Origin of the sequence: Nafulsella turpanensis ZLM-10 (assembly GCF_000346615.1) — a bacterium.
GTDB lineage: Bacteria > Bacteroidota > Bacteroidia > Cytophagales > Cyclobacteriaceae > Nafulsella > Nafulsella turpanensis.
Genome location: NZ_ANNU01000024.1, coordinates 77,099 through 104,026, shown reverse-complemented (window position 1 = coordinate 104,026; position 26,928 = coordinate 77,099). Strand labels below are relative to the sequence as shown.

At 46.7% G+C, this 26,928-nt stretch carries 22 protein-coding genes; 6 read left to right on the top strand and 16 right to left on the bottom strand.

Annotated features, from left to right (window positions below):
- Window positions 1–187 precede the first annotated feature (187 nt).
- The 13 genes from ftsZ to mraZ form a co-directional block, all read right to left on the bottom strand.
- On the bottom strand, window positions 188–1,705 hold the full coding sequence (gene ftsZ, locus F752_RS0111290) for a cell division protein FtsZ (protein WP_017731852.1): 1,518 nt from the start codon (window positions 1,703–1,705) through the stop codon (window positions 188–190).
- 43 nt (window positions 1,706–1,748) lie between these two features.
- Window positions 1,749–3,062: a cell division protein FtsA gene (gene ftsA, locus F752_RS0111285; RefSeq protein WP_017731851.1), complete on the bottom strand. Its 1,314-nt coding sequence runs from the start codon at window positions 3,060–3,062 to the stop codon at window positions 1,749–1,751.
- A gap of 12 nt (window positions 3,063–3,074) precedes the next feature.
- Window positions 3,075–3,839 carry a cell division protein FtsQ/DivIB gene (locus tag F752_RS0111280; RefSeq protein ID WP_017731850.1) on the bottom strand — a complete coding sequence of 255 codons (765 nt, stop codon included), beginning with the start codon at window positions 3,837–3,839 and terminating at the stop codon, window positions 3,075–3,077.
- Window positions 3,829–5,232 carry a UDP-N-acetylmuramate--L-alanine ligase gene (gene murC, locus F752_RS0111275; RefSeq protein WP_017731849.1) on the bottom strand — a complete coding sequence of 468 codons (1,404 nt, stop codon included), beginning with the start codon at window positions 5,230–5,232 and terminating at the stop codon, window positions 3,829–3,831. Before murC ends, F752_RS0111280 begins: the two co-directional genes overlap by 11 nt.
- Window positions 5,229–6,341 (bottom strand): undecaprenyldiphospho-muramoylpentapeptide beta-N-acetylglucosaminyltransferase, encoded by a 1,113-nt coding sequence (gene murG / locus F752_RS0111270; RefSeq protein ID WP_026135677.1) that lies wholly within the window; start codon window positions 6,339–6,341, stop codon window positions 5,229–5,231. Before murG ends, murC begins: the two co-directional genes overlap by 4 nt.
- A gap of 90 nt (window positions 6,342–6,431) precedes the next feature.
- The gene (locus F752_RS23920) at window positions 6,432–7,589 is read right to left on the bottom strand and encodes an FtsW/RodA/SpoVE family cell cycle protein (RefSeq protein ID WP_017731847.1); all 1,158 of its coding nucleotides are present in this window, start codon (window positions 7,587–7,589) and stop codon (window positions 6,432–6,434) included.
- Between the two features lie 25 nt (window positions 7,590–7,614).
- The gene (gene murD / locus F752_RS0111260) at window positions 7,615–8,955 is read right to left on the bottom strand and encodes a UDP-N-acetylmuramoyl-L-alanine--D-glutamate ligase (RefSeq protein WP_017731846.1); all 1,341 of its coding nucleotides are present in this window, start codon (window positions 8,953–8,955) and stop codon (window positions 7,615–7,617) included.
- A 2-nt stretch (window positions 8,956–8,957) separates the two neighbouring features.
- On the bottom strand, window positions 8,958–10,190 hold the full coding sequence (gene mraY, locus F752_RS0111255; RefSeq protein WP_017731845.1) for a phospho-N-acetylmuramoyl-pentapeptide-transferase: 1,233 nt from the start codon (window positions 10,188–10,190) through the stop codon (window positions 8,958–8,960).
- 26 nt (window positions 10,191–10,216) lie between these two features.
- Window positions 10,217–11,680: a UDP-N-acetylmuramoyl-L-alanyl-D-glutamate--2,6-diaminopimelate ligase gene (locus tag F752_RS0111250; protein ID WP_017731844.1), complete on the bottom strand. Its 1,464-nt coding sequence runs from the start codon at window positions 11,678–11,680 to the stop codon at window positions 10,217–10,219.
- The gene (locus F752_RS0111245) at window positions 11,680–13,773 is read right to left on the bottom strand and encodes a penicillin-binding protein (protein WP_017731843.1); all 2,094 of its coding nucleotides are present in this window, start codon (window positions 13,771–13,773) and stop codon (window positions 11,680–11,682) included. Before F752_RS0111245 ends, F752_RS0111250 begins: the two co-directional genes overlap by 1 nt.
- Entirely contained in the window at window positions 13,763–14,143 is a 381-nt protein-coding gene (locus tag F752_RS0111240; protein ID WP_017731842.1) for an FtsL-like putative cell division protein, read from the bottom strand. The genes F752_RS0111245 and F752_RS0111240 overlap by 11 nt, the downstream gene beginning before the upstream one ends.
- A 17-nt stretch (window positions 14,144–14,160) precedes the next feature.
- A complete protein-coding gene (gene rsmH, locus F752_RS0111235) occupies window positions 14,161–15,063 on the bottom strand; it encodes a 16S rRNA (cytosine(1402)-N(4))-methyltransferase RsmH (RefSeq protein ID WP_017731841.1) in 903 nt (300 codons plus the stop codon).
- A gap of 1 nt (window position 15,064) precedes the next feature.
- Entirely contained in the window at window positions 15,065–15,508 is a 444-nt protein-coding gene (mraZ, locus tag F752_RS0111230; protein ID WP_017731840.1) for a division/cell wall cluster transcriptional repressor MraZ, read from the bottom strand.
- Window positions 15,509–16,187: 679 nt separating this feature from the next.
- Here mraZ and F752_RS0111210 point away from each other — a divergent pair.
- The gene (locus F752_RS0111210; protein ID WP_017731837.1) at window positions 16,188–17,435 is read left to right on the top strand and encodes a TlpA disulfide reductase family protein; all 1,248 of its coding nucleotides are present in this window, start codon (window positions 16,188–16,190) and stop codon (window positions 17,433–17,435) included.
- Window positions 17,436–17,689: 254 nt separating this feature from the next.
- On the opposite strand, the gene F752_RS0111205 is transcribed toward F752_RS0111210, so the two are convergent.
- A complete protein-coding gene (locus tag F752_RS0111205) occupies window positions 17,690–18,667 on the bottom strand; it encodes a polyprenyl synthetase family protein (RefSeq protein WP_017731836.1) in 978 nt (325 codons plus the stop codon).
- A gap of 71 nt (window positions 18,668–18,738) precedes the next feature.
- Here F752_RS0111205 and F752_RS0111200 point away from each other — a divergent pair, with 71 nt between their 5' ends.
- The 3 genes from F752_RS0111200 (at window position 18,739) to F752_RS0111190 (ending at window position 20,772) form a co-directional block, all read left to right on the top strand.
- Complete coding sequence (locus tag F752_RS0111200; RefSeq protein ID WP_017731835.1) at window positions 18,739–19,602, top strand: alpha/beta hydrolase family protein; 864 nt, start codon at window positions 18,739–18,741, stop codon at window positions 19,600–19,602.
- Between the two features lie 25 nt (window positions 19,603–19,627).
- Window positions 19,628–19,840, top strand: a complete 213-nt coding sequence (locus tag F752_RS0111195; RefSeq protein ID WP_017731834.1) for a hypothetical protein — start codon at window positions 19,628–19,630, stop codon at window positions 19,838–19,840.
- A gap of 308 nt (window positions 19,841–20,148) precedes the next feature.
- Window positions 20,149–20,772 carry a hypothetical protein gene (locus F752_RS0111190; RefSeq protein WP_017731833.1) on the top strand — a complete coding sequence of 208 codons (624 nt, stop codon included), beginning with the start codon at window positions 20,149–20,151 and terminating at the stop codon, window positions 20,770–20,772.
- Between the two features lie 468 nt (window positions 20,773–21,240).
- On the opposite strand, the gene F752_RS0111185 is transcribed toward F752_RS0111190, so the two are convergent.
- Together F752_RS0111185 and F752_RS0111180 are read right to left on the bottom strand one after the other, a co-directional pair.
- Window positions 21,241–21,618 carry a DUF3703 domain-containing protein gene (locus tag F752_RS0111185; protein ID WP_017731832.1) on the bottom strand — a complete coding sequence of 126 codons (378 nt, stop codon included), beginning with the start codon at window positions 21,616–21,618 and terminating at the stop codon, window positions 21,241–21,243.
- 18 nt (window positions 21,619–21,636) lie between these two features.
- Window positions 21,637–24,261 (bottom strand): valine--tRNA ligase, encoded by a 2,625-nt coding sequence (locus F752_RS0111180; protein WP_026135674.1) that lies wholly within the window; start codon window positions 24,259–24,261, stop codon window positions 21,637–21,639.
- A gap of 185 nt (window positions 24,262–24,446) precedes the next feature.
- Between F752_RS0111180 and fahA the strand changes: the two genes are divergently transcribed.
- Both fahA and F752_RS0111170 read left to right on the top strand, forming a co-directional pair.
- Window positions 24,447–25,724 carry a fumarylacetoacetase gene (gene fahA, locus F752_RS0111175; protein WP_017731830.1) on the top strand — a complete coding sequence of 426 codons (1,278 nt, stop codon included), beginning with the start codon at window positions 24,447–24,449 and terminating at the stop codon, window positions 25,722–25,724.
- 186 nt (window positions 25,725–25,910) lie between these two features.
- Entirely contained in the window at window positions 25,911–26,762 is an 852-nt protein-coding gene (locus F752_RS0111170; RefSeq protein ID WP_407635421.1) for a flavin reductase family protein, read from the top strand.
- The last annotated feature ends 166 nt before the right edge of the window (window positions 26,763–26,928 follow it).

Genomic DNA, 26,928 nt, shown 5'->3' with positions numbered 1-26,928 from the left:
AGTTAAGAAGAGTTTCTTCCTGATCTGGAAATCAATGGCGCCTGGCTTAAGGGCATCTCATAATGGCATAAAAAAATCCTGGAGTACATGCCTTCGCTGTACTCCAGGATAAAGGAAATTAAAAGTATGACAGAAAAGATTAAAAAGTCTTTAAATGGCAGGGAATAAAAAGTCTTCCCTGCAAGACTTAATCTACATTATCGTGCAAAAACTTATTGTTCCCTAAAATCTGATTATCGTCATTCAGGTTAAAACGCGAAATATTCTTTTCAGAAGAGTGCGGCACATCCTTCAGGCGAACATTTTTACGCAAATAAGCCGGCTGGTCGAGGCGATCTTTAAAATCATCTTCGCTGTAATTCTGGCCTCCGTGTTTTAAGCCTTTCAGACGGCGTACCCGCTCCTGTGCCTTTTGCATTAATACCTGGCGCTTATGCGCAAGACTGGCATCGCTCTCCTCTTCTTCCTCAAACTTTGCTTCAAAGCTTTGTGGGTTCGCACTCACAAACTCATACTCCTCGCCCAAATCCAGATAAGGGGTTGACTCCTGCTCCTCAGGCTTGGGCGAATGGGCCGGCTGCTCGAAAGAGTAGCCTTTAGTAAAATTTTGCTTGCTGTCCTCGTTATTGTTTGGTTTTGACGACTCCTGCTCATACAGGTTCAGCTGTTTGTTCGACTCCAGGTCAATTACACGCTTGCTGTTATCGGAAGCCAAAAAGGCACTTGATTCTTCCAGGTTAAAGCCGGTGGCAATTACCGTTACTCTTATGCTGTTACCCAGCTCCGGATCAATACCATGACCGAAAATAACCTCTGCATCGTCGCCAGCTTTATCCTGGATAAACTCAGTGATTTCTGTCAGCTCATCCATCTGCAGTTCAGCCTGCTCGCCGGAAATAATTGAGAGCAGTATCTTCTGGGCTCCCAGAATATTGCGGCTGTCCAGTAGTGGCGAAGAAATAGCCTCTTCTGCTGCACGGCGGGCACGGTTCTCTCCTTCTGTCTGGGAAGAGCCCATTACGGCAGCACCGCTATCTTTCATGACCGTTTTCACATCTTCAAAGTCCACGTTTACGTGGCCCGGAACGGTAATAATTTCGGCAATACCTTTCGCAGCGGTAGTTAAAACATTATCGGCCTGTGCAAAGGCATCGCTAATAGGCAGGTTGCCATAGATTTCACGAAGCTTATCGTTCAAAATTACGATAACCGTATCGCAATTTGCCTTTAGCTCATCAATCCCTTTCTGGGCCTGTTTTAGCTTTTTACGGCCTTCGAAGTTAAAAGGAAGGGTTACAATACCCACGGTAAGTACACCAAGCTCTTTAGCTACACGGGCAATTTCAGGTGCTGCACCGGTACCGGTACCACCCCCCATACCAGCGGTAATAAACACCATTTTAGTGTCTTTGCTCAGCAGGTCGCGAATTTCCTCCTTACTTTCGATGGCCGCATTTTTACCTTTTTCAGGATTGGCACCCGCACCAAGGCCTTCGGTAAGGTTTACGCCAATCTGTAATTTATTAGGCACCAGGCTACCTTTCAGCGCCTGCGAGTCTGTATTACACACGTAGAATTCAACATCCCGGATACCCTGGCTAAACATGTGATTAACCGCATTGCTACCACCGCCGCCTACGCCTATTACCTTGATGATAGATTTGTGATGAGAGGGCATCTCGAAAGAATACTTATTTTCTGTCATAATAATTCTCCTTTCCTATAATAATTAAATTGTAAATTCTGGTTTAGTAATCTTCTTTATCGTCGATATCGTCGATGAGCAGATTTTTGGTTTTGTCTAGGATACGTCCGAAGAAACCGGCACCACCATTGGCTTTTCCGTCCTTCTTCGGCTGCTGCTTGTTTTGCAGCTGACTCCGCTTTTCGTTGTAACGGTTTTCGCGGTCATCCACTGCTTTAAAGCCTGTTAATACCAGGCCTACCGTAGTGGCGTACATCGGGCTCTTTACCAGCTCTATTTTGCTCTTACCCAGGTGCTCGTTCGGATAACCAATACGGGCATCCATTCCGGTCATATACTCAAACAGCTGCTTAACACCCGCCAGCTGCGATCCGCCACCGGTAATAACGATACCTCCTGCCAGGCGATTTTCATAGCCTGATGTAATTATTTCGGCATGTACCAGCTCGATAATCTCTTCCATCCTGGCTTCGATAATGTGCGCCAGGTTTTTGATGGAGATTTCTTTAGGTGCACGGTTGCGTAGGCCCGGAATAGAAACGATTTCATTCTCGCTCGCTTCTTCCCCTATGGCACGACCAAACTTTGTTTTTAACAGCTCTGCCTGGTGTTGCATTACCATACAGCCCTGCTTAATATCCGAAGTAATGATGTTGCCCCCGAAAGGAACAACAGCCGTATGGCGGATGATATTGTCATGGAAGATTGCAATATCAGTAGTTCCGCCACCTATGTCGACCAGGCAAACACCGGCTTCTTTCTCCTCCTCGCTCAAAACGGCAAGACTACTGGCCAGTGGCTCCAGAATCAGGTTTTCTATTTCGAGGCCTGCACGGCGCACGCACTTATTAACGTTGTTAATGGCATTTGTCTGGGCGGTAATAATATGGAAGTCGGCCTCCAGTTTTACGCCCGACATCCCTACCGGGTCTTTAATCCCTTCTTCATAGTCGACCGTATAGTTTTGCGGCATCACGTGAATGATTTCGCTGCCCGGAGGAATCACGATCCGGTACATATCATTGGTGAGCCTGTTTACATCCTCTACCGTAATTTCATCGTCGTTAGAGTTGCGGGTAATGCTGCCATGATGGATGGAGCTTTTGATGTGCTGACCGGCAATGCCAACATTTACCACGCCAATGCTAATGCCCGACTGCTCTTCGGCCTCCGCAATGGCTTTTTCAATTCCGCTCACCGTTTTATCGATGTTGGTAACAATGCCCCGGACTACTCCATCCGAAACAGCTTTGCCCATTCCCAACACCTCGAGCTTACCATACTCATTCCTGCGACCCACAATCGCACAAATTTTAGTGGTTCCAATATCGAGTCCAACTACTATTTTGTCTTCCATGCCTTAAAAAAATTATTCACAAATGATCTGGTCCTGGTATTTTACATTTACTTTTCTATAGCTATTCCAGCCTTTGGCAGGCAGAATTTTGTCATAGAAAATTTTGAGCTTTTTAAACTTCTGTTCAATCTGCTCGGCTTTACCAAACTCAATAAATTGTTTGGTCACCTGCGGGTACATTATTATGTGGCCCTTTGCGTCGATTTCCAATTGCGCAATCTGCGCCTTCCAGAAAGGATCTTCATCGATATAGCGCAGCAGTTCATAGACCTGCCGGCCTTCTTCAGTTTCTGAAAGGTCGCTCTTCACTAGCTTGTCGGTATAAGGGCCGCTGATTAATGGAACCCGGGCAGTAAAGCGTTCGGATACCGGCAGTATTTCTCCTTCAGTACTTATGTAAGCATGAGGGCTGTACTGGCGGATAATTCTGGCCAAGGGTCGGTTTTGTGTAATATTCACAAATAAATTACCCCTGAAGTCTTTGAAGACTTCCGTACTATTTACAAACTTATGAGTCTTTATCCTATTTTCAACTTTTTTAAGGCTTAAACTTTCGTAAGCAGTGCCTAAAATTTTTTCGGTCCCTCCGGCAGAAATCAGGTGCATTACATCGGCCTCATTTACAAAATAATTATCGTACTGATTTTCGATGTTAATGACAATCTTTTTAAAAGACCGCTCCCCTTCCTTATGCACCACCAGGCCTACCGAGCCTACTACTGCAATGGAAGCCAGCACCCACTTTCCTGCCCTTAAAAGTCCTGAATTAACCTTCATACTTTTCCTCCAATAGCTTCTTTATCAGCGGTATTTGTTTATCAATATCGCCTGCACCTATGGTTAGCACCACCTCAAATTCGCCTTTTCTTATCTGTTCCGGCAGGTGTACCATTTCAATCAGCTGCTTTTCCTGACTTGTAATATTTTTGAATATCATTTCAGAACTTACACCTTCCATCGGCAACTCGCGCGCCGGGTAAACCTCCGTCAGAATTACCTCGTCGGCCAGGCTAAGCGAAGCACTGAAGCCTTCGGCAAAATCGCGGGTGCGGCTGAAAAGGTGCGGCTGAAAAATAGCCGTAATCTTTTTTGTCGGAAACAGGGCCCTTACCGATTTTAAAAAGGCGCTGATTTCCTCCGGATGATGCGCATAATCATCGATAAACTTAATGTTAGGCCGGTCGAGTATATATTCAAATCGCCTTTTCACGCCCTTGTAACTGTCCAGAGCACTTCTTAATTGCTCTTCTGTCAGGTTGAGCTGAAGCCCCACACTAATGGCTGCTACTGCATTCTCTACATTATGGAAGCCTGGCATTGGCATAGAAAGTGCCGGAATGGTAGTACCATTGCCATAGTAGTCGAACACAAAGCGGCCCTCTTCTATCCTGATATTCTCCGCCCGGCAGTCGGCGGATGCTCCTGCCGCATATATTTTAGTGGTGGCCAGCTGCCCCGCTGCATTCAGCAGTTCGCCCGAAGCCGCACGCTGGCTCAGGAAAATATTACCTTCTGGATTAACCCGCTGCAGGAACTCCTGAAAGGACTGCAGTAAAGATTCATGCTTCCCATAAATATCGAGGTGGTCGGCATCGGTGGCAGTTAAAACCGCTACATTTGGCTTCAGCCACAGGAAGGAACGGTCGAACTCATCGGCTTCCACCACAACCACCGGCTTTTCCTCTCCGGAATGCCAGATAAGGTTAGAGTTGTAGTTGGTGGCAATACCTCCCAGAAAAGCTGAACAAGCCCGGCCGGAAGCCTTCAGGATATGGGCAATCATGGAAGAGGTAGTGGTTTTTCCATGGGTTCCGGCCACTGCTATAGTGTAATATGCCTGGGTAATAATGCCCAGCACCTCCGCTCTTTTCTTAATGGTAAAGCACTTCGCCTGCAGGTAATCAAACTCCTGGTGCCCTTTAGGGATGGCAGGTGTATAAACTACCAGTGTATGCTCCTTATCTTCCAGCACAACAGCCGGGATATGGGCAATATCATCCTCAAAGTGTATCTGCATCCCCTCCGCTTCCAGCTGACGCGTTAGCGCAGTGGGCGTACGGTCGTAGCCGCTTACCTGCCTGCCCTGGAGCATAAACCAGCGGGCCAGGGCGCTCATGCCAATGCCGCCAATGCCAAGGAAAAACACGTTATGGATATCGTCGAGCTTCAAGGTATCAGTTTTATTATTTCTTCTGCAATTTGCAGGGCCGCATCAGGCTTCGCCAGTTTGCTGATGTTCCTGCTTAATTCTTTTTGTTTTGCCTCATTATCCAAGAGAGCTAAAGCCTGCGGCACCAGTTGTCCGTTAGCTGCCTCACCGTCTTTCACCAGCACCGCTGCCCCCTGGTTTACCAGGGCCATGGCATTTTTGGTCTGGTGGTCTTCCGCCACATTAGGAGAAGGCACCAGCAGGGCAGGCTTAGCAGCCAGACATAATTCCGATATCGACAGGGCACCTGCCCTGGATACCACCACATCGGCCGCGGCATAAGCCAGCTGCATTTCTTTAATAAAAGGCTGCATACGGATATGCGCTGCCGGCTCTTTACCCAGCTCCGCCACCATGGAATCGTAGTAGAATTTTCCGGTCTGCCAGATCAGCTGTACGCCTGCTTCTTTTATTTTCTCCAAATCCCTTTTCATCCCTTCATTCAGGCTGCGGGCCCCGAGGCTGCCACCTATCAGCAGCAATACTTTTTTATCAGCCGAAAAACCAAAATGCGATAAGGCTTCTGCTCTTTTCTCTTCTAAATGCTGTATATCCTTCCGGACCGGATTTCCGGTAAAAACCAGTTTATCGGCCGGGAAATAGCGCTCCATATTTGGATAAGCCACGCAAATCTTTTTCGCCCGTTTTGCCAGCCATTTATTGGTAAGGCCGGCATAGGAATTCTGCTCCTGCAATACACCCGGTATACCCTGTGCTGTGGCGGCCAGCATGAGCGGACCGCTGGCATATCCCCCTACCCCAACGACCACATCCGGGCGGAAGCTTTTAACAATCGCACCTGCCTTCCGGAAACTGGCAATCAGCTTAAAAGGAAAGGACAGATTATCAAGGGTAAGCCTGCGCTGAAGGCCGCTGATGCGTAAGCCTTCAATGAGGTACCCTGCCTCCGGTACTTTCTGCATCTCCATACGACCCTCTGCCCCCACAAAGAGAATTTCTGTGTCGGACCTTAGCTGCCTGAGCGCATCTGCAATGGCAATAGCCGGGTAAATATGACCACCCGTTCCGCCGCCGCTGATAATAATCCTATATGGTCGTTGGTTTTTAATGGGTTTGGTAATTTAGTTTCAATTATTAAGAATTTTTTAAGACAAAATCACGTATGAAGCGGAATATATTTATCCACAATTGGTTTTGGTCTAAGCCGCTTTGGCATAATTTCCTGATTCTTTTTGCACTGGTTTAATCTCCTTAATATCTCCACGGCTCACACTCAGAATGATACCCAGCGACAAACCTGTAAAAAGCAAAGAAGTACCGCCCATACTTACCAGTGGCAGCGGTAACCCCGTTACCGGGAGCACTCCTACTGCAACCCCTATATTTACCAGTGCCTGCAGCACCAGTGCAAAGCTCAGGCCCGCAGAGAGCAGACCACCAAAGGCTCGTTCACTATTCGATACTGCCAGCATGCCCCGGTAAAGGAGCGCCAGGTACAGAAAGATGACGAACACGCCTCCTGCCAAGCCATATTCCTCTACAATAATGGCAAAAATAAAGTCGGAATAAGGGTGGGGAAGAAAGTTGCGCTGATCGCTCTGCCCGGGCCCTTTTCCTGTTATTCCACCCGTAGCTATGGCGATATAAGATTGTTTTGCCTGGAAGGAAATTTCAGTCGGGTCCAGAAAGTCCTGAATACGGCTTACGGCCGTTCCACCCCGCTGCCCCACCATAAAAGCAAATGAACCCGCCACTAAACCAACCAGCACCAGCATAAAAAGGAACTTGATAGGCACCCTGCCTACGAACATCAGGAGCATACAGGTAGCAAACAGCAACATGGCACTCGAAAAATTGGTAAGCGCTATTAAACCACAGATAATCCCTATCCAGATAAGGATTGGTATCAGGGATTTTTTGAAGTCTTCAATATTTTGCTGGCGCTTACTAAGCATGGCCGCCAGGTTACTGATAAGGGCTAGTTTGGCTAAGTCTGAAGGCTGAAAGGTTTTATTGATCAGCGGAATCTCAATCCAGCGACTGGCTTCGTTAATGTTGGAGCCAAAGAAGTATGCATACAATAAAAGCGGCACCGACAGCAGCAGGGCCAGCCGGGAAATGCGGGAATAATACCGGTAATCAACCTTATGCGCTACCCACATGGCAAACAAACCCAAAAGGAGCAGAAAGGTATGGTTAATAAGGTACTGCTCTACCTGCTGATCGCGCTTATACGCCAGCGTACCTGTAGCACTGTATACCACCAGTATACTAATGACAGAAAGAAAGAACACGATTACCCATATAACCGGGTCGCCTTTCAGATTTCTGTTTGCCCAAAGCTTAATGGTTTGCATACTTGAAAATGGTTAAATTCTCTGTTTACTCTAACTCCTTTGTAAAGCGCATAAACTGCTCTCCGCGGTCTTCGTAATTGCGAAAGAGATCGAAACTGGCACAGGCGGGCGAAAGCAACACCACATCGCCTTTTTCAGCTACTTCTTTTGCGGCATTTACAGCCTCCTCCATACTGGAAGTATCCAGTATTAAAGGAATCAATTCCTCGAAAGCCTCCCGCAAGAGACGGTTGTCTTTTCCGAGGCAAATCAACACCTTTACCCTGCCAACCACTTCGGTCAGCTGCCCATAATCATTTCCTTTATCAATACCCCCTGCAATCCATACCACAGGCCTTTGCATGGCCTCCAGTGCATAGAAAGTGGCATCCACGTTCGTGGCTTTGGAATCGTTGATATAGGTAACCCCCTCAACCGTGGCAACAGGCTGCATTCGGTGGGGCGCATTTTTAAAGCTTTTAAGCAAGGCCGGGAGTTTTCCGGCAGGCACTCCAGCCTCCATGGCTGCCAAGGCAGCACAAGCCATATTAAGGCTATTGTGCCTTCCCTTTAGGGGCAGTTCCGCCAGCGGGATTTGCACCTCTTCTTTAGAAGTTTTTAAATTCAGAAAATCCGGTTTAATTTGGGCACCAGAATCTTTTATCACCCCGGCTCCTACCGCCAGCTTACGGGCTGTAAAAACACGACCCTCCATCTCTTTGCCCACAATCGGGTCATCGGCATTATAAATGAAAGCATCCTCTCTTCTCAGGTTTTCAGTCAGGCGGAACTTGGAGTGAATATATTCTTCCAGCCTGTAATTATAGCGGTCGAGGTGGTCGGGCGTAATATTGAGCAAAACCGCCACATCGGGCCTGAACTTGCGGAAGCCATCGATCTGGAAAGAACTTACTTCCAGCACTACCCAGTCGAACTGCTTTCCTTCAGCAATCTGGCGCGCAAGACTAAAGCCTATATTACCTGCCAGGCCCACCTTAACGCCTCCTTCTTTCAGCAGGTGATAAGTTAAAAGTGTGGTAGTGGTTTTGCCATTGGTGCCGGTAATAGCAATAAACCTGCTTTGGGTATAGCGGCCGGCAAATTCCAGTTCATCAATTACAGGAATGTTCTTCGCCAGCAGCTTTTGCACCATTTCAGCCTTATCCGGAATACCGGGGCTTTTTATCACCTCATCAGCTACTAAAATCTTTTGTTCCGAATGCCGGCCTTCTTCATACTCAATTCCTTCGATCTCCAGTATCTCCTTATACTTTTGCGCGATGCTTCCCTTGTCCGACACGAACACAGCAAAGCCCTGCCGCTGCGCCAGTAAGGCTGCACCTGTGCCGCTTTCGCCTGCCCCGAGTATGACAATGGTCTTTTTCATCTTTAGCGCAATTTTAGCGTAGTAAGTGTCATGATAGCCAGTAGAATTCCTATAATCCAGAAGCGGGTAACAATTTTAGATTCGTGATACTCCAGCTTCTGGTAGTGGTGGTGCAGGGGAGCCATTTTAAAGATGCGGCGCCCCTCTCCGTATTTCTTTTTGGTGTACTTGAAGTAAGCTACCTGCAGCATTACCGACATATTTTCGACCAGGAAAATGCCGCACATAATGGGGATGAGCAGTTCTTTACGAACAGCAAACGCCAGCACGGCTATAACCCCTCCAAGCGAAAGGCTTCCGGTATCGCCCATAAATACCTGCGCCGGGTAGGCATTATAGTACAGGAAGCCAATGCAGGCCCCCACAAAGGCCGAACAGAACACCACCAGCTCACCGGAACCCGGAATAAACATGATGTTCAGGTAATCAGAGAAGATAGCGTTACCCGATACATAGGCAAAAATAGCCAGCGTTAGCGCGATAATAGCCGAAGTGCCTGCGGCAAGCCCGTCAATACCATCGGTAATATTGGCGCCATTCGAAACAGCGGTAATTATAAAAATGACAATCAGCACATATACCACCCAGGTGTACTGCTCGCCCAGGAACGGCATTAGCCAGTTATAATTAAACTCATTGTCCTTTACAAAAGGAATGGTGGTAATGGAAGATTTTACATCTACATAACTCGTCTGCACATCGCCCGGATCTACCGAAGCATTATCCACTTCCACCACCAAAGGCTCTTCTATAAACTCCCTTACTACCACATCTTCATGCATCACCAGGGTAAGCCCTACAATAAGGCCAAGGGCGACCTGCCCAACCACTTTAAACTTCCCTGCAAGCCCTTCCTTATTCTTCCGGAACACTTTAATATAATCATCCAGAAAACCGATAAAGCCCATCCAGAGGGTGGAAACCACCACCAGAATAATATAAATGTTATCGAGCTTCGCAAATAACAGGGCCGGAATAACAATGGCGGCAATAATGATAATCCCTCCCATGGTGGGGGTTCCTTTTTTCTCGATTTGCCCCTGCAAACCGAGATTACGAATGATTTCCCCTACCTGCTTTTTCTGAAGAAACTGAATGATTCTTTTCCCGAAGAATATACTAATTAAAAGAGAAAGGAAAGCCGCCCCTCCTGCACGAAAAGAGATATACTGAAACACCTGGGCCCCCGTAAGGCCGAATCGTTCATCCAGAAAATCGAAGATATAGTATAACATGCTTTTTCTTTGAGCCTGGCGCCGCCTTATTTATTTAACATTTTTAACATTTCGCTCAGTACCTGCCGATCGTCGAATGGGTACTTTACTCCTTTTATTTCCTGATAGGTTTCATGGCCTTTACCTGCTACCAGTACAATATCTCCTGGCTGAGCCAGCATACAGGCCGTCCGGATAGCTTCTTTTCTATCGGCAATAGTGAGTACTTTCCGCATCAGGCTGGCACTTACACCTGCCTGCATATCCGACAGAATTGCTTCCGGCTCTTCATTACGCGGATTATCGGAGGTAAGAATTACTTTATCACTCAGGTTTCCGGCTATTCCTGCCATCAATGGCCTTTTGGTTTTATCCCGATTCCCTCCACAGCCTACCACGGTAATAACCTGCTCGTTGCCTGTGCGGAAATTGCTGATCGTCTGCAGCACGTTTTCCAGCGCATCGGGTGTATGGGCATAATCAACTACTGCCACAATACCTGAATTGGACATGAGCTGCTCAAAACGGCCGGGCGCAGAAGAAATGCCTGATAGCTGCAGCAGCACCTCATCCTTATCTTCGCCCAGCAAAAGCGCTGCAGAATATACAGCCAGCAGGTTATAGGCATTAAAATCACCTATCAGCTTAAACCAAACCACTTTATGGTCAATATCCAGCTCCAGCCCCTGCAGAGTATTGCTGATAAGCTTTGCTTTAAAGTCGGCTGCTTTTTTGAGTGCATAGGTATGTTTGGCCGCTTTGGTATTCTGCAGCATTACCATCCCCCGCTTATCATCAATATTCGTTAACGCCCATGCGGTTTTAGGCAGCTGATCGAAGAGCTGCTTTTTAGCGGCTATGTACGCATCGAAGGTCTGATGATAATCGAGATGGTCGTGGGTTATATTGGTAAAAACAGCCCCTGCAATTTGCAGACCACTCATACGTCCCTGCACAATAGCATGCGAGGAGGCCTCCATAAAGCAGTAGCCACAACCTGCTTCCACCATCCGGGCCAGCAGGGCGTTGAGCTGAACGGCATCGGGCGTAGTATGGGTAGCCGCTACTTCATGGTCGTTTACCAGGTTCCGTACCGTGGAGAGCATACCTACATTATAGCCCAGGCTCCTGAACAGCTTGTATAAAAGGGTAACAGTGGTTGTTTTACCATTTGTGCCTGTAACAGCTACCATCTTTAGTTTTTCACTGGGGTTGCCGTAAAAGTTAGCCGCCACTACCCCAAGGGCAACCGAACTATCCTGCACCTGCAGGTAAGTCACACCCTCCTGTGTTTCAGCCGGAATCTCTTCGGCTAATATGGCCACCGCTCCCTGGCTTATAGCCTTATCTATAAAGGCATGCCCGTCGACCTGCGTACCACGCACAGCCACAAAAAGAACACCCGGCTCCACCTGCCGCGAATCGAATACGACCCGGACTATCTCCCGCTCCATATCGCCTGCAGTCGACTGCAGGGCTACTTTATATAATATATCTTTTAGCAATGCCATTAATATCCTAAATCTAACTTAATCGTTGAGCCTTTTAGAGCTTTCATTCCAGGTGCCTGCGACTGCCTCTCCACTCTGCCACTTCCGCTGTACTGCACCCGCAAGCCTTTATTTTCTAACAGGTACAGAGCATCTTTCAGGGTCATTCCCCGCACATCAGGTACACTTTCCATCGACAGCTTTTTAGGCGTCCATTCAATTTGATTACTATCTACCGTAGCCTTTACCCAGTCTTCTGCAGGAGCCACTCCCTGGTTAATACCTAACTCTCCAATAATCTCCGAAAGATCAGGTTGGTAACCTGCCTGCACCAAAGGAAACACCCCTGGTTCCACACTATCAGAAAGGTGATAGGGAGCATGCATCTGAAGGTCGGTGGCATATACCTTATCGGCAATTTCTTTAAATACCGGGGCAGCCACATCACTACCGTACTGATTATATCCTTTTGGATTATCAATAACCACAATGGCGCTGTATTTAGGCTTGTCTGCCGGAAAATAGCCAGCAAATGAAGTATAATACTCCCTCACATAGCGGCCATTTCTAAGGGTTTGAGCAGTACCGGTTTTACCTGCAATGGCATAATGGCTGTCGCGAATATTCTGGGCCGTTCCTCTTTCCACTACCCCTTCCAGCATTTGCTGCACCTCCTTAAGGGTTTCTTTGGAGCAAATTTCTTCGTTCAGCACCACCGGCGGATAGTTCTGTACTACCTTATCGGCCTTTTTTACGGCACTTACCAGGATGGGCTGCATCATTTTTCCGCCATTAGCCACTGCATTGTACAAACTAAGCGTTTGCAGCGGCGTAATCTCAAAGCCGTAACCATGCGACATCCACGGAAGCGTGATACCACTCCACTTATTGATTGGCGGGAATTTAGGCACTCCCTCCCCTTTTAGCTGAAATCCTAAAGGCTCTGTTAAACCCATATTGCGGATGTACTGCATAAACCGCTCAGGCTGCAGGTTAAAATGCTGATCCACCAGTTTGGCCACGGCAATATTGGACGAAACCACAAAGGCTTCCTCAAGGGTAATTTTACCGTATCCACCCGGTTTGTGGTCCCTAACGGTCTCCTTATAAAATTTATAAGATCCATCACCGGTATCGATGGTATCAGTAGGTTTAAGGTTGGTATCTTCGAGGAGGGCAATCATGGTGGCCAGCTTAAAAGTAGAACCCGGATCCCGAAGCCCCTGCTGACCTACGGCGAAGTTATAGGTTTCAGAATAATAGCCATCGCTGTTCCTGCTCAGGTTAGAGATAGCCTTTATATAGCCCGTCTCTACCTCCATTACTACCACGCACCCCCTGTCGGCAGAATGGTACTGAAGGTGACGAAGCAGGGCTGACTCTGCCACATCCTGCAGGTTGACGTCGATGGTAGTTACAATATCAGACCCTTCCACAGGCCGCACATCCGACTCATTAAAAACCGGCTTCCAGTTACCGCCTGCCATCTTCTGCGACAGTATTTCGCCATTGCGGCCTTTCAGTTGCTCATTAAAGCTATATTCCAGGCCTACCCCGTAATCATTTTCATTAATGTAACCAATGGTCCGGTGGGCCAGGGTGGAGAAAGGTTTGAAGCGTTTTTCAACCTTTTCGAAGATAACTCCACCCTGATACCGGCCTTCGCGGAAGAGAGGCCAGTTCTCCATTACCTTTTTGTCCTGATACCCTATTTGGACACGGTTGAGGATGAGATACTGGCGTTTGGCCTTGCGGGCATTGGTGATTCTCTGTTTATATTCTGTAGGTGTTTTGTCGCCAAAAAAGCGGGAAAGACGAATGGATAAGGAATCGATACTTTGCTTAAACACCTCCTCATCTGCAATGGTAGGATCCATACAAACCCTGTAAAAAGGCAAAGAGGTTGCCAGCAAGCTCCCATTGTCGGAATAGATATTTCCGCGGGTGGCTTCGATGGTCCGGTATTGCAGGCTGGTATTGGCAGCCACTTCCCTCCACTTGCTTCCCTCAATAAACTGCAGGTTGAATATGCGATAGGCTATACCTGCAGCAAAAAGGAAGACCAGCAAAAAGGCAATCCGTACTCTTACCAGAATTGACTTCTTAATATTCACCTTTTTGTATAACTAATTTGTAGGGCGGTTCCTGACTCTCGACTAAACCTAAATCTTTTACTCTTTTGGCAACTTCCGATTGTTTACTGGAAAACATATAGTCGGCCTTCAGGGTAGTGTAATCTGCCCTCAGGTCCTCTACCTCACGCTCCAGCTTTGTTATTTTACGGTTTGTTTTATCGGCATAATGACTGTTTCCGATATAGAAAAGGCCAATTAATACCACAAACATCATGTATGGCAAATAGGTAACCGGCAGGCCTTCATTAAACATCCCGTCTAAACCAATGGTCTTCTCTACCCAGTTAAAGACCCCGCGGCCTTTTTTTACCTTTTTCTCCTTCTGAACTTTTGGTCTGTTCTTTGCCATAATCGCTCTTCTCCTCTCTACACTTTTTCAGCAATTCTTAACTTTGCACTCCGGGCCCGGCTGTTGGTGGCTATCTCCTCCTCCCCTGCCTCTACAGGCTTGCGGGTAACAGGCACTAAGGGCCGAATCATATTTCCGTAAAAATCCTTCTCCATCTCTCCCCTGAACTTTCCCTTGGCCATAAAGTTCTTCACCAGCCGGTCTTCCAGCGAATGGTAAGACATCACCACCAGCCTTCCACCTTCTGCCAGGACTTCGGCCGACTGCTCCAGCGCCTCTTCCAGCGCCCTTAGCTCATCATTTACTTCTATCCGTAAGGCCTGAAAAACCTGGGCCTGGTATTTATACTCTTTCCCTTTTGGCGCAAAGCGGTTTACTACTGCTTTCAGCTCATCAATCTGCTCGAAAGGCTGATTAGTACGTGCCGCAACCAGCGCTCCGGCCAGTGTACGGGCATTTCTGACTTCCCCAAACTGCCCCAGCAAGCGGTGCAAATCTTTTTCGCTGTAGGTATTCAGCACTTCTTTAGCCGTTAAACTACCCTGCTGGTCCATTCTCATATCCAGCACCGCGTTAAAGCGGGTGGAAAAGCCTCGTTCGGCTTCATCCAGCTGGTGAGAAGAAACCCCCAAGTCGGCCAGTATTCCGTCAACCTGCTGCACTCCATACAGCTTAAGATAGCGCTTCAGGTAACGAAAGTTGGCCTGCACAAACTGAAAGCGGGTATCGTCTATATGCTCTGCCTGCTTCCGGGCATCATCATCCTGATCAAAACCAAACAAACGTCCACCACACAGAGCGGATAGTATCGCACGGCTGTGTCCGCCGCCTCCAAAGGTAAGGTCCACATACACGCCTCCTTCACGAAGCTGCAAGCCCTCCAGGCATTCCTGAAGCATCACTGGTTGGTGGTACGACATATTACTCAGTCAAATATTTTTCGGCCAGTTTACTAAACTCGCTCTGGTCCTGAATTAAATATTCCTCATATGTTTCCGGGTTCCAGATCTCTATTCTATTCCCCATTCCCACCACAATCACATCCTTATCCAGACTGGCATAGCGCAGCATTGTCTTCGGGATTAGGAAGCGGCCGTTATTATCCAGCTCCACCTGTGTATTCCCCCTAAAGAAGTTTCGCTGCAACTTCCGGTATTCTTCATTAAACTCGTTCAGCGAGGCAATTTTCGAATAAATTTTTTTGTACTCTGTAAATGGATACACTACCAGGCAAGGCTCAAAACCACGACGAACCACAAGCTCTCCTCCGGAAGTTTCCGGCAGGCTGGCCTTTATCCGGGCAGGCAAAACTAACCTACCCTTGGCATCAAGCTTACATTCATATTCGGAGGTAAAGAAAGCCATGAAACAGGGTTCATTCAAACAGGTACTCTTGCAAATCTAAAAAATTAAAAAACATATTTATCCACAATCTCCCACTTTCAACCACTTTCTTAAAATATTTTAATGAAATGCTGAAAATCACCTTTTTACCCCTTAAAAATGCCATCAAATTATTGGGCAAAAGAACATACAAAATCATAAAAACATTAGCCAAATATTACCAAAAACCTAAGTATTTAAGCTCAAAAGAGGCAAAATCAAAATTTATTTCCAGAATAATTCCTAAATAGAAATCACTTATTTTTTTAAATAAGGAGGAAGAACTTATTAGGGTGGTAAGAAGTGGGAGAAAGAGGGTGTTCATATTCGCTACATTCCTGAAATGCAATATTAGCCCAAATACAATAAGCTGATTACCAGTACATTAATTACAAAACATTTAGTTTTCCACACCGAAAATGTGGACAAACCAACTCCACTTTTTTTTTGTTTAACATTTTTCGATTTTTCCGCACAAACTGATTAAACACAAACTAAGCCAAATCCCTCTCCTTAAAAGCCTTAAACTCACTTAACTCCTCCTCCACTTTACATAATGTTGCCACCAGAGAGACTGAAGAAGGAGAATGGAAAAGAAAATAGGACCTAAAATTCAACAGGAATTACTAAGTTTGTTCTTCCACGATAAAAAAATTAAAAAATGTATAGATTAATTGGGAGCCTCATACTGGCCACACTGTTTATGAGTGCCTGCTCAAGCGAAAAAAGCGCAGAAACACTCCTGGAGAAAGATGGGGTGACGGGCTATTGGCGGGGACTCATCCACCTGCAGGAACAGGAAATGCCTTTTAATTTTGAAATAACAGGGTCGGGAGAGGATTTACGAATGAAAATCCTGAATGGCGAAGAAATACTCGAAGTAAATGAACTGCAATGGCAGGGAGACACTTTGCTAATGCCCATGCATATTTTTGACACTGAATTAAGAGCAGTGGTAGAAAGTGGGAGCATGAAAGGAATCTGGAAAAAGAATTATGCAGAAGATTATGAACTTCCTTTTACCGCCACCCGCGACACTTTCCGCTTTCCGGAACCCGCCAAAGCACCTATTGCAGATGTGAGTGGCAAATGGGCAGTAAAGCTGTTAGGAGAAGATGGCAACGACACTACCAAAGCGGTAGGTATATTCGAACAGAATGGAGAACAGCTGAGTGGCACCTTCCTTACCCCTACCGGCGACTACAGGTACCTGGAGGGAAATGTGGACGGGAATCAGCTCCAGTTAAGTGCTTTTGACGGCGAGCATGCCTTCCTGTTCAAAGGCACTATTGACAAAGAAAATAAGGACCAGATCAGCGGCACCTTTTGGAGCGGCAAAAGCTGGAACGAAAAATGGATAGCCCGGAGAGATTCTTCCGCCAGCCTCCCTGATCCTAACAGCCTTACGCACCTAAAAGAAGGTTATGATGAGCTGGCATTTGAATTTCCGAACCTGGAGGGAGAAATGGTTTCCCTGGATGATTCCGCCTACAAAGACAAGGTGGTGATAGTACAACTATTTGGCACCTGGTGCCCCAACTGCATGGATGAAACCATTTTTCTGGCCGATTGGTACCGCAAGAACAAAGACAGAGGAGTTGAAATTATAGGCCTGGCCTATGAAAAGAAGGACGACTTCGAATACGCACGCAACCGGGTGCAGCGGATGGTGGACAGGCTCGACGTTGGCTATGATTTTCTCATTGCCGGCACCGCAGATAAGGAAGCCGCCGCCAAAACCCTCCCCATGCTCAACCATGTAATGTCCTTCCCTACCACCATCTTTATCGATAAAGAAGGAAATGTTCGTAAAATCCATACCGGCTTCAGCGGACCAGGCACTGGCGAATATTATACTCGTTTTGTAGAAGAGTTCAACCTCTTTACAGATAAGCTGCTGGCAGAATAATTATTTCTCCTGCTTCCGTCCTTTTCTACTGGCGGAAAGTGCGGAAGCAGGAAATCTCCACGAGAATTCCCCCTTTTCTTTTTCGAGCTTCTTTAAAAGGCGAAACCCTATTAGCCGACACTTAAATAACGGCAGCGCACTCGAAGAGGTTTTCCCAAACTTAATTACCACCCACCGAACACCTTAGAAAGAAAAATAAGGGCTGCTGTTTCTTTTCAGAAAAGAATTAGAGAAAAACTGCAGGAGGAGCTGGTCTACTTGTTCCGCTCAATGGTATATTGCACCATTTGCTGTAAGGATGTTTTATAAGATGAATCGGGGAAACTTTTCAACAGATCCATTGCTTCGGCGTAATAGCGCTCCATCACCCGGGTAGCATATTCCAGACCTCCGGATTTTTTTACAAAGGCAATTACCTCCTGTACTTTTTGCGGCTTATGGCTCTGGTTACGTACCATATAGATGATTCGCCGCTTATCAAACCATTTAGCATGATTGAGGGCATAAATAAGCGGCAATGTCATTTTCCGTTCCTTAATATCAATTCCCAAAGGCTTCCCTATTTCATCATTACCATAATCGAACAGGTCATCCTTTATCTGGAAGGCCATTCCCACCTTTTCGCCAAACAGGCGCATCTGGTCAATGGTTTCGGCAGCTGCCCCTACCGAGGCTGCCCCTACAGCACAGCAGGAGGCGATGAGGCTGGCTGTTTTCTTTCCAATAATATCGTAGTAAACATCTTCGGTGATATCGAGCTGCCGGGCCTTTTCGATCTGCAGCAGCTCACCTTCGCTCATTTCGCGCACAGCCTGCGAAACTATCCGGAGTAAGTCGAAATCTCCATGGTCTACTGAGAGCAACAGCCCTCTCGAAAGCAGGTAATCGCCCACCAGAACGGCAATCTTATTTTTCCAGAGTGCATTTACGGAAAAAAAGCCCCGGCGCTGATAGGCATCGTCTACCACATCGTCGTGTACAAGAGTGGCCGTATGCAGCAGTTCAATAAGGGCAGCTCCGCGAAAAGTGGCTTCTTTTATTTCCCCACCTGCCATCCCGGCAGTCAGGAATACAAACATCGGCCGCATTTGCTTTCCTTTTCGCTTAACAATGTAGCTCATTATCTTATCGAGCAGCAGCACCCTTGTTCGCATAAACGAACGGAACTTCTTCTCGAAGTCCTGCATTTCGATAGCAATAGGGGCCTGTATTTCTTTTAATGAGCTTGTCATGGATGCGGATACAAGTATACGACCTATCCGGAAGCAAAACAAAAGGTTAATTTTTTATTTATTTGTAGTATATGGAAAAATTACAATTTATACCTAATACTCGTCTTCACTCGCCGCATGGCCGGCGCCCTTTTATATATGATGCCCGCTTCCTGCCCAATGGAGTAGCAAAACCGGTCATTATTTTTATTCATGGCTTCAAAGGCTTTAAAGACTGGGGGCATTTCAATCTTATTGCCGATTCCTTTGCGCAGGAAGGCTTTGTTTATATCAAGCTAAATCTTTCGCACAATGGCACGACCCCCGAAAAACCAATGGACTTTGCTGACCTGGAGGCCTTTGGCCAGAACAACTTCAGCATTGAGCTGGACGACCTTGACACCCTCCTCGACCACCTGGAAAAGGGAGAGTCAGCAATACCAGCCGGCGAAATGGACTTCAGCAGGCTTAGCCTGATTGGCCATAGCCGTGGAGGAGGCCTGGCCATGTTAAAAACGGCCGAAGACCCGAGGGTAAAAGCATGCGTTAGCTGGGCAGGTATACACGACCTGAGCAAACGATGGCCGGAAGAGTTTATCGAGGACTGGAGAAAGAAGGGGGTGCAGTACATTTACAATTCCCGCACTAACCAGCAGATGCCGCTTTACTTTCAGCTGGCGGAAGACTTTACAGATAATAAGGAACGCCTGGATATCCCTACTGCCGTTGCAAATATGGAACAGCCCCTCCTGCTGATACATGGCACTGCCGACGAAACCCTGCCTTACCAAATGGCCGAAGAAATGAAGCGATGGAAACCCGATGCTGAATTATTTCTGGTGGAGAATGCAAATCATACCTTTGGAGCGAAACATCCTTATGAAAATTCCGTATTACCCCCAGATAGCCAAATAGTGGCCCGGCGAACACTTGAATTTTTGAAAAAAGTTATTTAAATTACATCTAAACTTTTCTACCAGTATGGACTTTTTAACTATCCTCTTCATCATCCTGAATATCCCGGCAATGGTTGCGATGGTTTTCCTGATCAACCGAAGCACCAAACTTCGTGTATATGAACGGATTAGCTGGCTTGTTTTTTCATTTATAGCACCAATTATTACACTAGTGCTTTTTACCGTTCAGGTTCCCAACTGGAGAAAAGGACAGAGCAGCTTTGACTTGAAGTCGTAATATTCTACCAAAAGGGTAAAAATATTTAAGCTATACAATTTGTTGTATAGCTTTTTTTTTGCTCCTTCATCCCGTGGAGCATTATTATGAAAGCACCTTCTTCCATTATCATCCTCAAATAATGGAGTATTGGGGAAAAGCAATGTTGCCAGACCAGCTCTAACTAAACCAGTCAAGCAGAAATCTTCAAATCACTTCAACTTCCTGCTCTCCTTAAATAGGAATAAATAAAAAAAATATATTGTTTATAAGAGTTTGCTGGTTTACTTTTGACGTTTCACTCCAATTTTAAACGCTAAAAGTAACTAATGAAACACTTTCTACTACTCCTCAGCCTGTTTGCAGGAACCCTTTTTTCCACAGGATGCGCCTCCAGCTATCATTCCACACACCCTCCTTCTAACTATTTTAATTCTACAGAAAACACAGACGAGCTGGCGTTCTCTTATCGCTATGATGTACTGAGAGAGAAAGGGAACAAAAAATATGCAAAGAAAGAAGACAAAAAAGGATTAAGAGTAGTAGCCGTTAAGATCACGAATAATACTGAGCGGCCGCTTTTCTTTCCGGAAGATTTTGAAATTACTTCCGGCCATCAATCTGTTTATTTATTAGAGCCGGACTACATCCACAGCAAGCTTAAGCAGGGAGTGCCTATTTACCTGCTCTACCTCCTTCTTACGCCCATGAAGCTATACACCTCCAACAATACCGGAGATGTTACCACTACCGAAATCGGCTATGTACTTGGCCCTGGAATTACAGCCCTAAACATGGGAATGGCCGCCAACGCCAACAATAAATTCAAGAGGGAACTACTGGAATATAACCTGGCAAACCAGGTTATTGAAGTGGGTGAAACAGTGTATGGGATTATTGGCTTTCAGAGTATTGGCTACGCACCTTTAAAATTAAAACTGAAGAATGAGTAGCAGCAATTACAGGCTGTCTTCTCTTCTCCGCTAATCCCGGGGAAGAAGAAGGCTGCTCATTATCTTTCAGTATAAAAAAAATGAACCTACCCTTACTAAAGGGGCAAATAAAAAAGAGCACCGATTACCGATGCTCTTTTTTATATATCTACCAGAAAAAACGGCAGTTATTTTAGTTGCTATATATCCTTACCATTTGGTTCAGGTTAAAAGAATATACGCGGTAGAATTTTGCTTCTGTTGATTCAAATAGTTTATTCATGATTTCCCTGTTTAAATTTCTTAGATACAAGGTAGTACATTTGCCGACCGTCCGGAAACAAGAACCTCCTTATACATCACAATGTAAGGTTTAGCTTATTTTTCACCCTTACACCACCTCTATCCCGCATATTTAACTGAAATTCAGTTACTTAATACCAACATTCTATTACAAATAACTCCTGATTTACTGCGTTTTACTAAATTCTAATCCATTTTACGCTCTAATATTGCCTGAAGGTCGGGCGGAAGAGGCATAGAAAGTAGCGGCGGCACCTTGGCTCCGCCTGTATTTCCGACAGGGATTTTACCTACAAAAGATTTAACACCTCCCACCAGCAGGCGCAGTACCTGCCCCCTCACTTCCTTCCAGCTTTTAATGGAAAATCCAAAGCGCAGCATTAACCAATGAGCCTTTGTATGTTCCCATGGATAAGCCTGCCCAATAATGTGCGCCCGCTCCAGGTGATACCAGGCTAATGGTAAATCACCGGCAGCAAAAGCCACTCTATATGACAGAAGCTCTTCCGCATAAAAAGGCTTCAGGCGAGCCGGCATCACGGTATTGCACTTCAGCAAAGCCATATCTACAGCAAATGAAATTTAAAGAGAAGCCAAACTTTCTTCCAGCGCTTTAATTTTAGCTTCGGCATCGGCCTTTTTCTTTTTCTCTGCCTCCACTACCTGCGCCGGAGCTCCGCTTACAAAGCGCTCATTGCTCAGCTTTTTATCGACCGAAAGCAGGAAACCGCGGGTATACTCCAGCTCCTTCTCAATCTCCTGGCGCTCCTTTTCTACGTCGATTGTTCCCTGGAGAGGCACATAGAGCTCGTCGCCTCCATTTACAAAACTTACCGCATTGGCTGGTTTTTCCTCTGTAAAGCTCAGGCTGCTGATATTTGCCAGTTTATTAATAATGCCTTCGAAACGCTGGTATACCCCCGGCTCTTTGGTTTTTATTTGCAATTCCAGCGCCTCCTTAGGCGAAAGGCCTTTGCTGTTCCGCAGGTTCCTTACCTGGGTAACGGCTTCAAAAGCTTTGGCTGCATCGCGTAAAAAGGCTTCATCAATATTTTCAGCTGTTGGCCATGCTTCAATGCTTATACTCTCTCCATCTTTCCGCTCCTTCATGGTCTGCCAGATTTCCTCTGTAATAAACGGCATAAAAGGATGCAGGAGCTTCAACAGTTTATCCAGATGGTCTAGTGTGGCTTCATAAGTTTCCTTATCGATAGGGTCACCGAAAGGAGGCTTCACCATTTCGAGGTACCAGCTGCAGAAATCATCCCATGCCAGCTTATACACCGTCATAAGTGCATCAGATATACGGAACTTGCTGAAGTGATCTTCCAGCTCAACAAGAGCCTGGTTAAAGCGGTCTTCGAACCAGCGGATGGCAATTTCATTGTTTCCTTCACCACTTTGCTCCTTCACTTCCCATCCTTCAATCAGGCGGAAGGCGTTCCAGATTTTATTGTTGAAGTTACGGCCCTGCTCGCACAACTTTTCGTCGAACAGCAGGTCGTTACCGGCCGGCGAAGAGAACAACATACCCGTACGAACGCCATCAGCCCCATACTGTGCCATTAGCTCCAGCGGGTCGGGCGAATTGCCGAGGGATTTCGACATTTTGCGCCCCTGCTTATCGCGTACAATCCCTGTTAAATATACGTTCGTAAATGGCTTTTGGTCCCGGTACTCATAGCCGGCAATAATCATACGGGCTACCCAGAAGAAGAGAATTTCCGGAGCCGTTACCAGGTCATTGGTCGGGTAGTAATAATTGATTTCTTCGTTATCCGGATCAAGTATTCCTTCGAATACTGAAATAGGCCAGAGCCAGCTGCTAAACCAGGTATCCAGCACATCTTCGTCCTGGCGCAGATCCGCTGCCTGCAGGTTTCGGTTACCGGATTTCTCGCGAGCCAGCACAAGCGCCTCCTCTACGGTTTCGGCTACCACAAATTCACCATTGGGCAGATAAAAGGCGGGAATCTGCTGACCCCACCAGAGCTGACGGCTAATGCACCAGTCGCGTACATTCTCCATCCAGCTGCGGTACATATTTTTAAACTTCGGCGGGTGCAGCTGAATGCTGTCGTTCATTACATTTTCAAGAGCCGGCACCGTAATCTTGTCCATTTTCAGGAACCACTGCATGGAAATCTTTGGCTCAATTACGGCATCGGTCCTTTCGCTAAAACCTACGCTGGTTTTATAGTCCTCTTCTTTTACAAGAAAGCCCTGCTCATCAAGCTGCTTGGCAATCTTTTTCCGCACTACAAAGCGGTCTTCCCCAACAAACAACTGAGCGGCTTTACTAAGGGTACCATCATCGTTCAGGATGTCGATACTCTCCAGCCGGTGCTTCTGCCCCAGCTCATAGTCATTTACATCGTGCGCCGGCGTTACTTTTAAGGCACCGGTACCGAATTCCATATCCACATACTCATCTTCAATAATAGGAATGGCACGATTAATCAGCGGCACGATAGCTTTTTTCCCTTTCAGGTGCTCATAGCGACTGTCGTTCGGGTTAACGCAGATAGCAGTATCGCCCAGAATGGTTTCGGGGCGAGTGGTGGCAATCGTTACATATTCATCGCTATCTTCTATCTTGTAGCGGATATGGTAGAGCTTGCTGTTTACCTCGCGGTGGATTACCTCATCGTCGCTGAGCGCCGTTTTACCGGCAGGGTCCCAGTTCACCATCCGGATGCCGCGATATATCAGTCCTTTGTTGTAGAGGTCAATAAACACCTTAATTACCTGGGCGCTCATGCTTTCTTCCATGGTAAAGCGGGTACGATCCCAGTCGCAGCTGGCACCCAGCTTTTTCAGCTGTTCGAGTATAATTCCCCCATACTTCTCTGTCCACTCCCAGGCATATTCCAGAAACTCCTCCCGGGTAAGCGTATTTTTATTAATACCCCGCTCCTTTAGCATGGCTACTACTTTGGCCTCGGTGGCAATGGAAGCATGGTCCGTACCAGGTACCCAGCAGGCATTTTTGCCTTCCATTCGGGCTTTGCGCACCAGTACATCCTGTATGGTATTGTTGAGCATGTGGCCCATGTGCAGCACACCTGTCACGTTCGGTGGCGGAATCACCACGGTATATGGCTCTTTCTGCGGATCGGGTTCTGAATGGAAATACTTATTTGCCAGCCAGTACTGATACCATTTATCTTCTACCTCTGCAGGATTATATTTGGTACTTAATGCCATAATGAGTTGTATATAAAAAGGCCTAAAATTCTTTCTTCCGGATACTGTAAAATGCAAAATTAGTGAAATTAGCAAAAAACAGAAGCGCTTTGCCAAAGTTGTTGAAAGAGAAGCAGGCCTCGGTGGAGGTTTTTCTTTTAAAGTGAAACTTTTACCTTTGTCCCGAACCATTTTTTAAATTTACAATGAGCCATAAAACACAAGATCCTTCCCTTAAATCATGGGTAGAGGTTCCCTCCCACTCCGATTTTCCTATCCAGAACCTGCCATTTGGCATTTTTAGCACCGATGGCAAAAACACCCGCGTGGGCGTTGCCATAGGAGAGCAGGTACTGGACCTAAGCGTACTGGCAGAAGAAAGCTTTTTTGATGAAGTTGCCATTGAAGACCTTTCCGTTTTCTATGAAGAGGCACTCAACCCTTTTATTGCACTGGGTAAAGAGGTGACAAAGGCCGTAAGGGAAAGGATTTCTGATCTTTTAAACCAGACCAACAGCGAACTGCGCGACAACGAGCGGGTACGCAAAGATGCCCTTATCCCCATGAGCCGGGTGCAGATGCACATGCCGGTAAAGGTTGGCGACTATACGGATTTTTACAGCAGCGAAGAGCATGCCCGCAATGTAGGAACGATGTTCCGCGATCCGGACAATGCCCTCCTGCCCAACTGGAAACACCTGCCCGTGGGCTACCATGGCCGCGCCTCTTCCATTGTTGTTTCAGGCACCGATATCATCCGCCCTAAAGGACAAACAAAGGCCGATGATGCCGAAAAGCCTACTTTTGGTCCTTCCCGCCTGCTCGACTTTGAACTGGAAATGGCCTTTATTACCGGCAAAGAAACCAGAATGGGAGAAAGCATTAGCACTGCCAATGCAGAAGAATACATCTTCGGCTTCGTTATTTTCAATGACTGGTCGGCCCGCGACATTCAAAAGTGGGAATATGTACCCTTGGGCCCCTTCCTGGCCAAAAACTTTGCCTCCTCTGTTTCGCCATGGGTGGTAACTATCGAAGCCCTGGAACCTTATAGAGTAGAAGGTCCAAAGCAGGAGCCTGAGGTATTGCCTTACCTGCAATATGAAGGCAAAAAGAACTTCGACCTGAACCTGGAAGTAGCCATTCAGCCGGAAAAAGGGGAAGGAAAAGTGGTGTGCCGCTCTAATTTCAGGCATATGTACTGGAATGTAAACCAGCAGCTGGCGCACCAGACCGTAAATGGCTGTAATATTAAAGTAGGCGATATGTATGCCAGCGGCACCATTAGCGGTAAAGACAAAGATTCTTACGGCTCTATGCTGGAACTGAGCTGGCGGGGCACCCAACCCATCCAAATGCCCGATGGCAGCGAACGTAAATTCATCCTCGACGGCGATACCGTAATAATGCGGGCCCATGCCGAAAAAGACGGTGTACGCATTGGCTTTGGCGAAGTAAGAACGAAGGTTTTACCGGCGAAATAAGTAAATAGTGGCTAGTGGTTAGTGCCTGGTGCTGAATACCCATCTACCTTAAACCAAGCACTAGCCACCAGGCACCTGTCACTTTTCCTCATAATCATGACTCAAGACTCAAGCCGCATCGGCGGACCGCTCAAGACTAAGCCCGTTGACCCCAAACAGCTGTCAGTGCCGGAGTTCCATAGCTATATGCTGGGAGCAATTGCGCCACGACCCATTGCCTTTGCCAGTACGGTAGATAAAGCGGGAAATGTCAACCTCAGCCCATTCAGCTTTTTCAATGCTTTTGGCTCCAATCCTCCCATTCTTATTTTCTCCCCGGCCCGCAGGGTCCGCGACAACACCATTAAACATACCCTTGAGAATGTGCAGGAGGTAGATGAGGTGGTGATAAATATCGTGAACTATAAAATGGTGCAGCAGATGTCACTTTCCAGCACCGAGTATGAAAAAGGAGTCAATGAATTTATCAAGAGCGGGCTTACCCCTGTGACTTCGGAACGGGTTCGTCCACCGCGGGTAGCTGAAGCGCCCGCGGCCTTCGAGTGCAGGGTTAAGCAAATTATTCCAACAGGTACCGAAGGCGGAGCGGCCAATCTTATTATTTGCGAGGTATTACTCATGCATGTGCAGGAAAACATCCTGGATAAAAGTGGCAAAATCGATCCGTTTAAACTCGATGCTGTGGCTCGTATGGGTGGCGACTGGTATTGCAGGGCGCAGGGAGACGCGCTTTTTACCGTTCCAAAACCATTGCGCAATATGGGCATGGGGGTTGACCAGCTACCGGATGAAATTCGGAATAGCCATATTTTAAGTGGTAATGACTTAGGCATGCTGGGGAATACCGAAAAAATGCCCACTACTGAGGAGGTGGAATCATTTGTCCGCCAACACCACATTCAGGAGCTCCTGCAAAAATATAAATCCGAAGAGGCAGAACGCAATACGGAACATCAGCACCAGCTCGCGAAAGCCTATCTGAAAGAAGGCGATGTAGAAAGTGCCTGGAAAGTCTTACTAATGAAACAGGAATCTTAAGCTCCAGCTCCATTCTCCAGTAAAGCGGGTATAAAAGGCAGGAAGAAGTGTACAAATACTTCCTTCCCCTTTCCGCATTATCTTTTTCATGGGATTCCTATCATAGAGCATAGAGGCCCACTTTCCGCTTAAAGGCCTGGCCATAAATTTCTTTCCGAAAATCCTG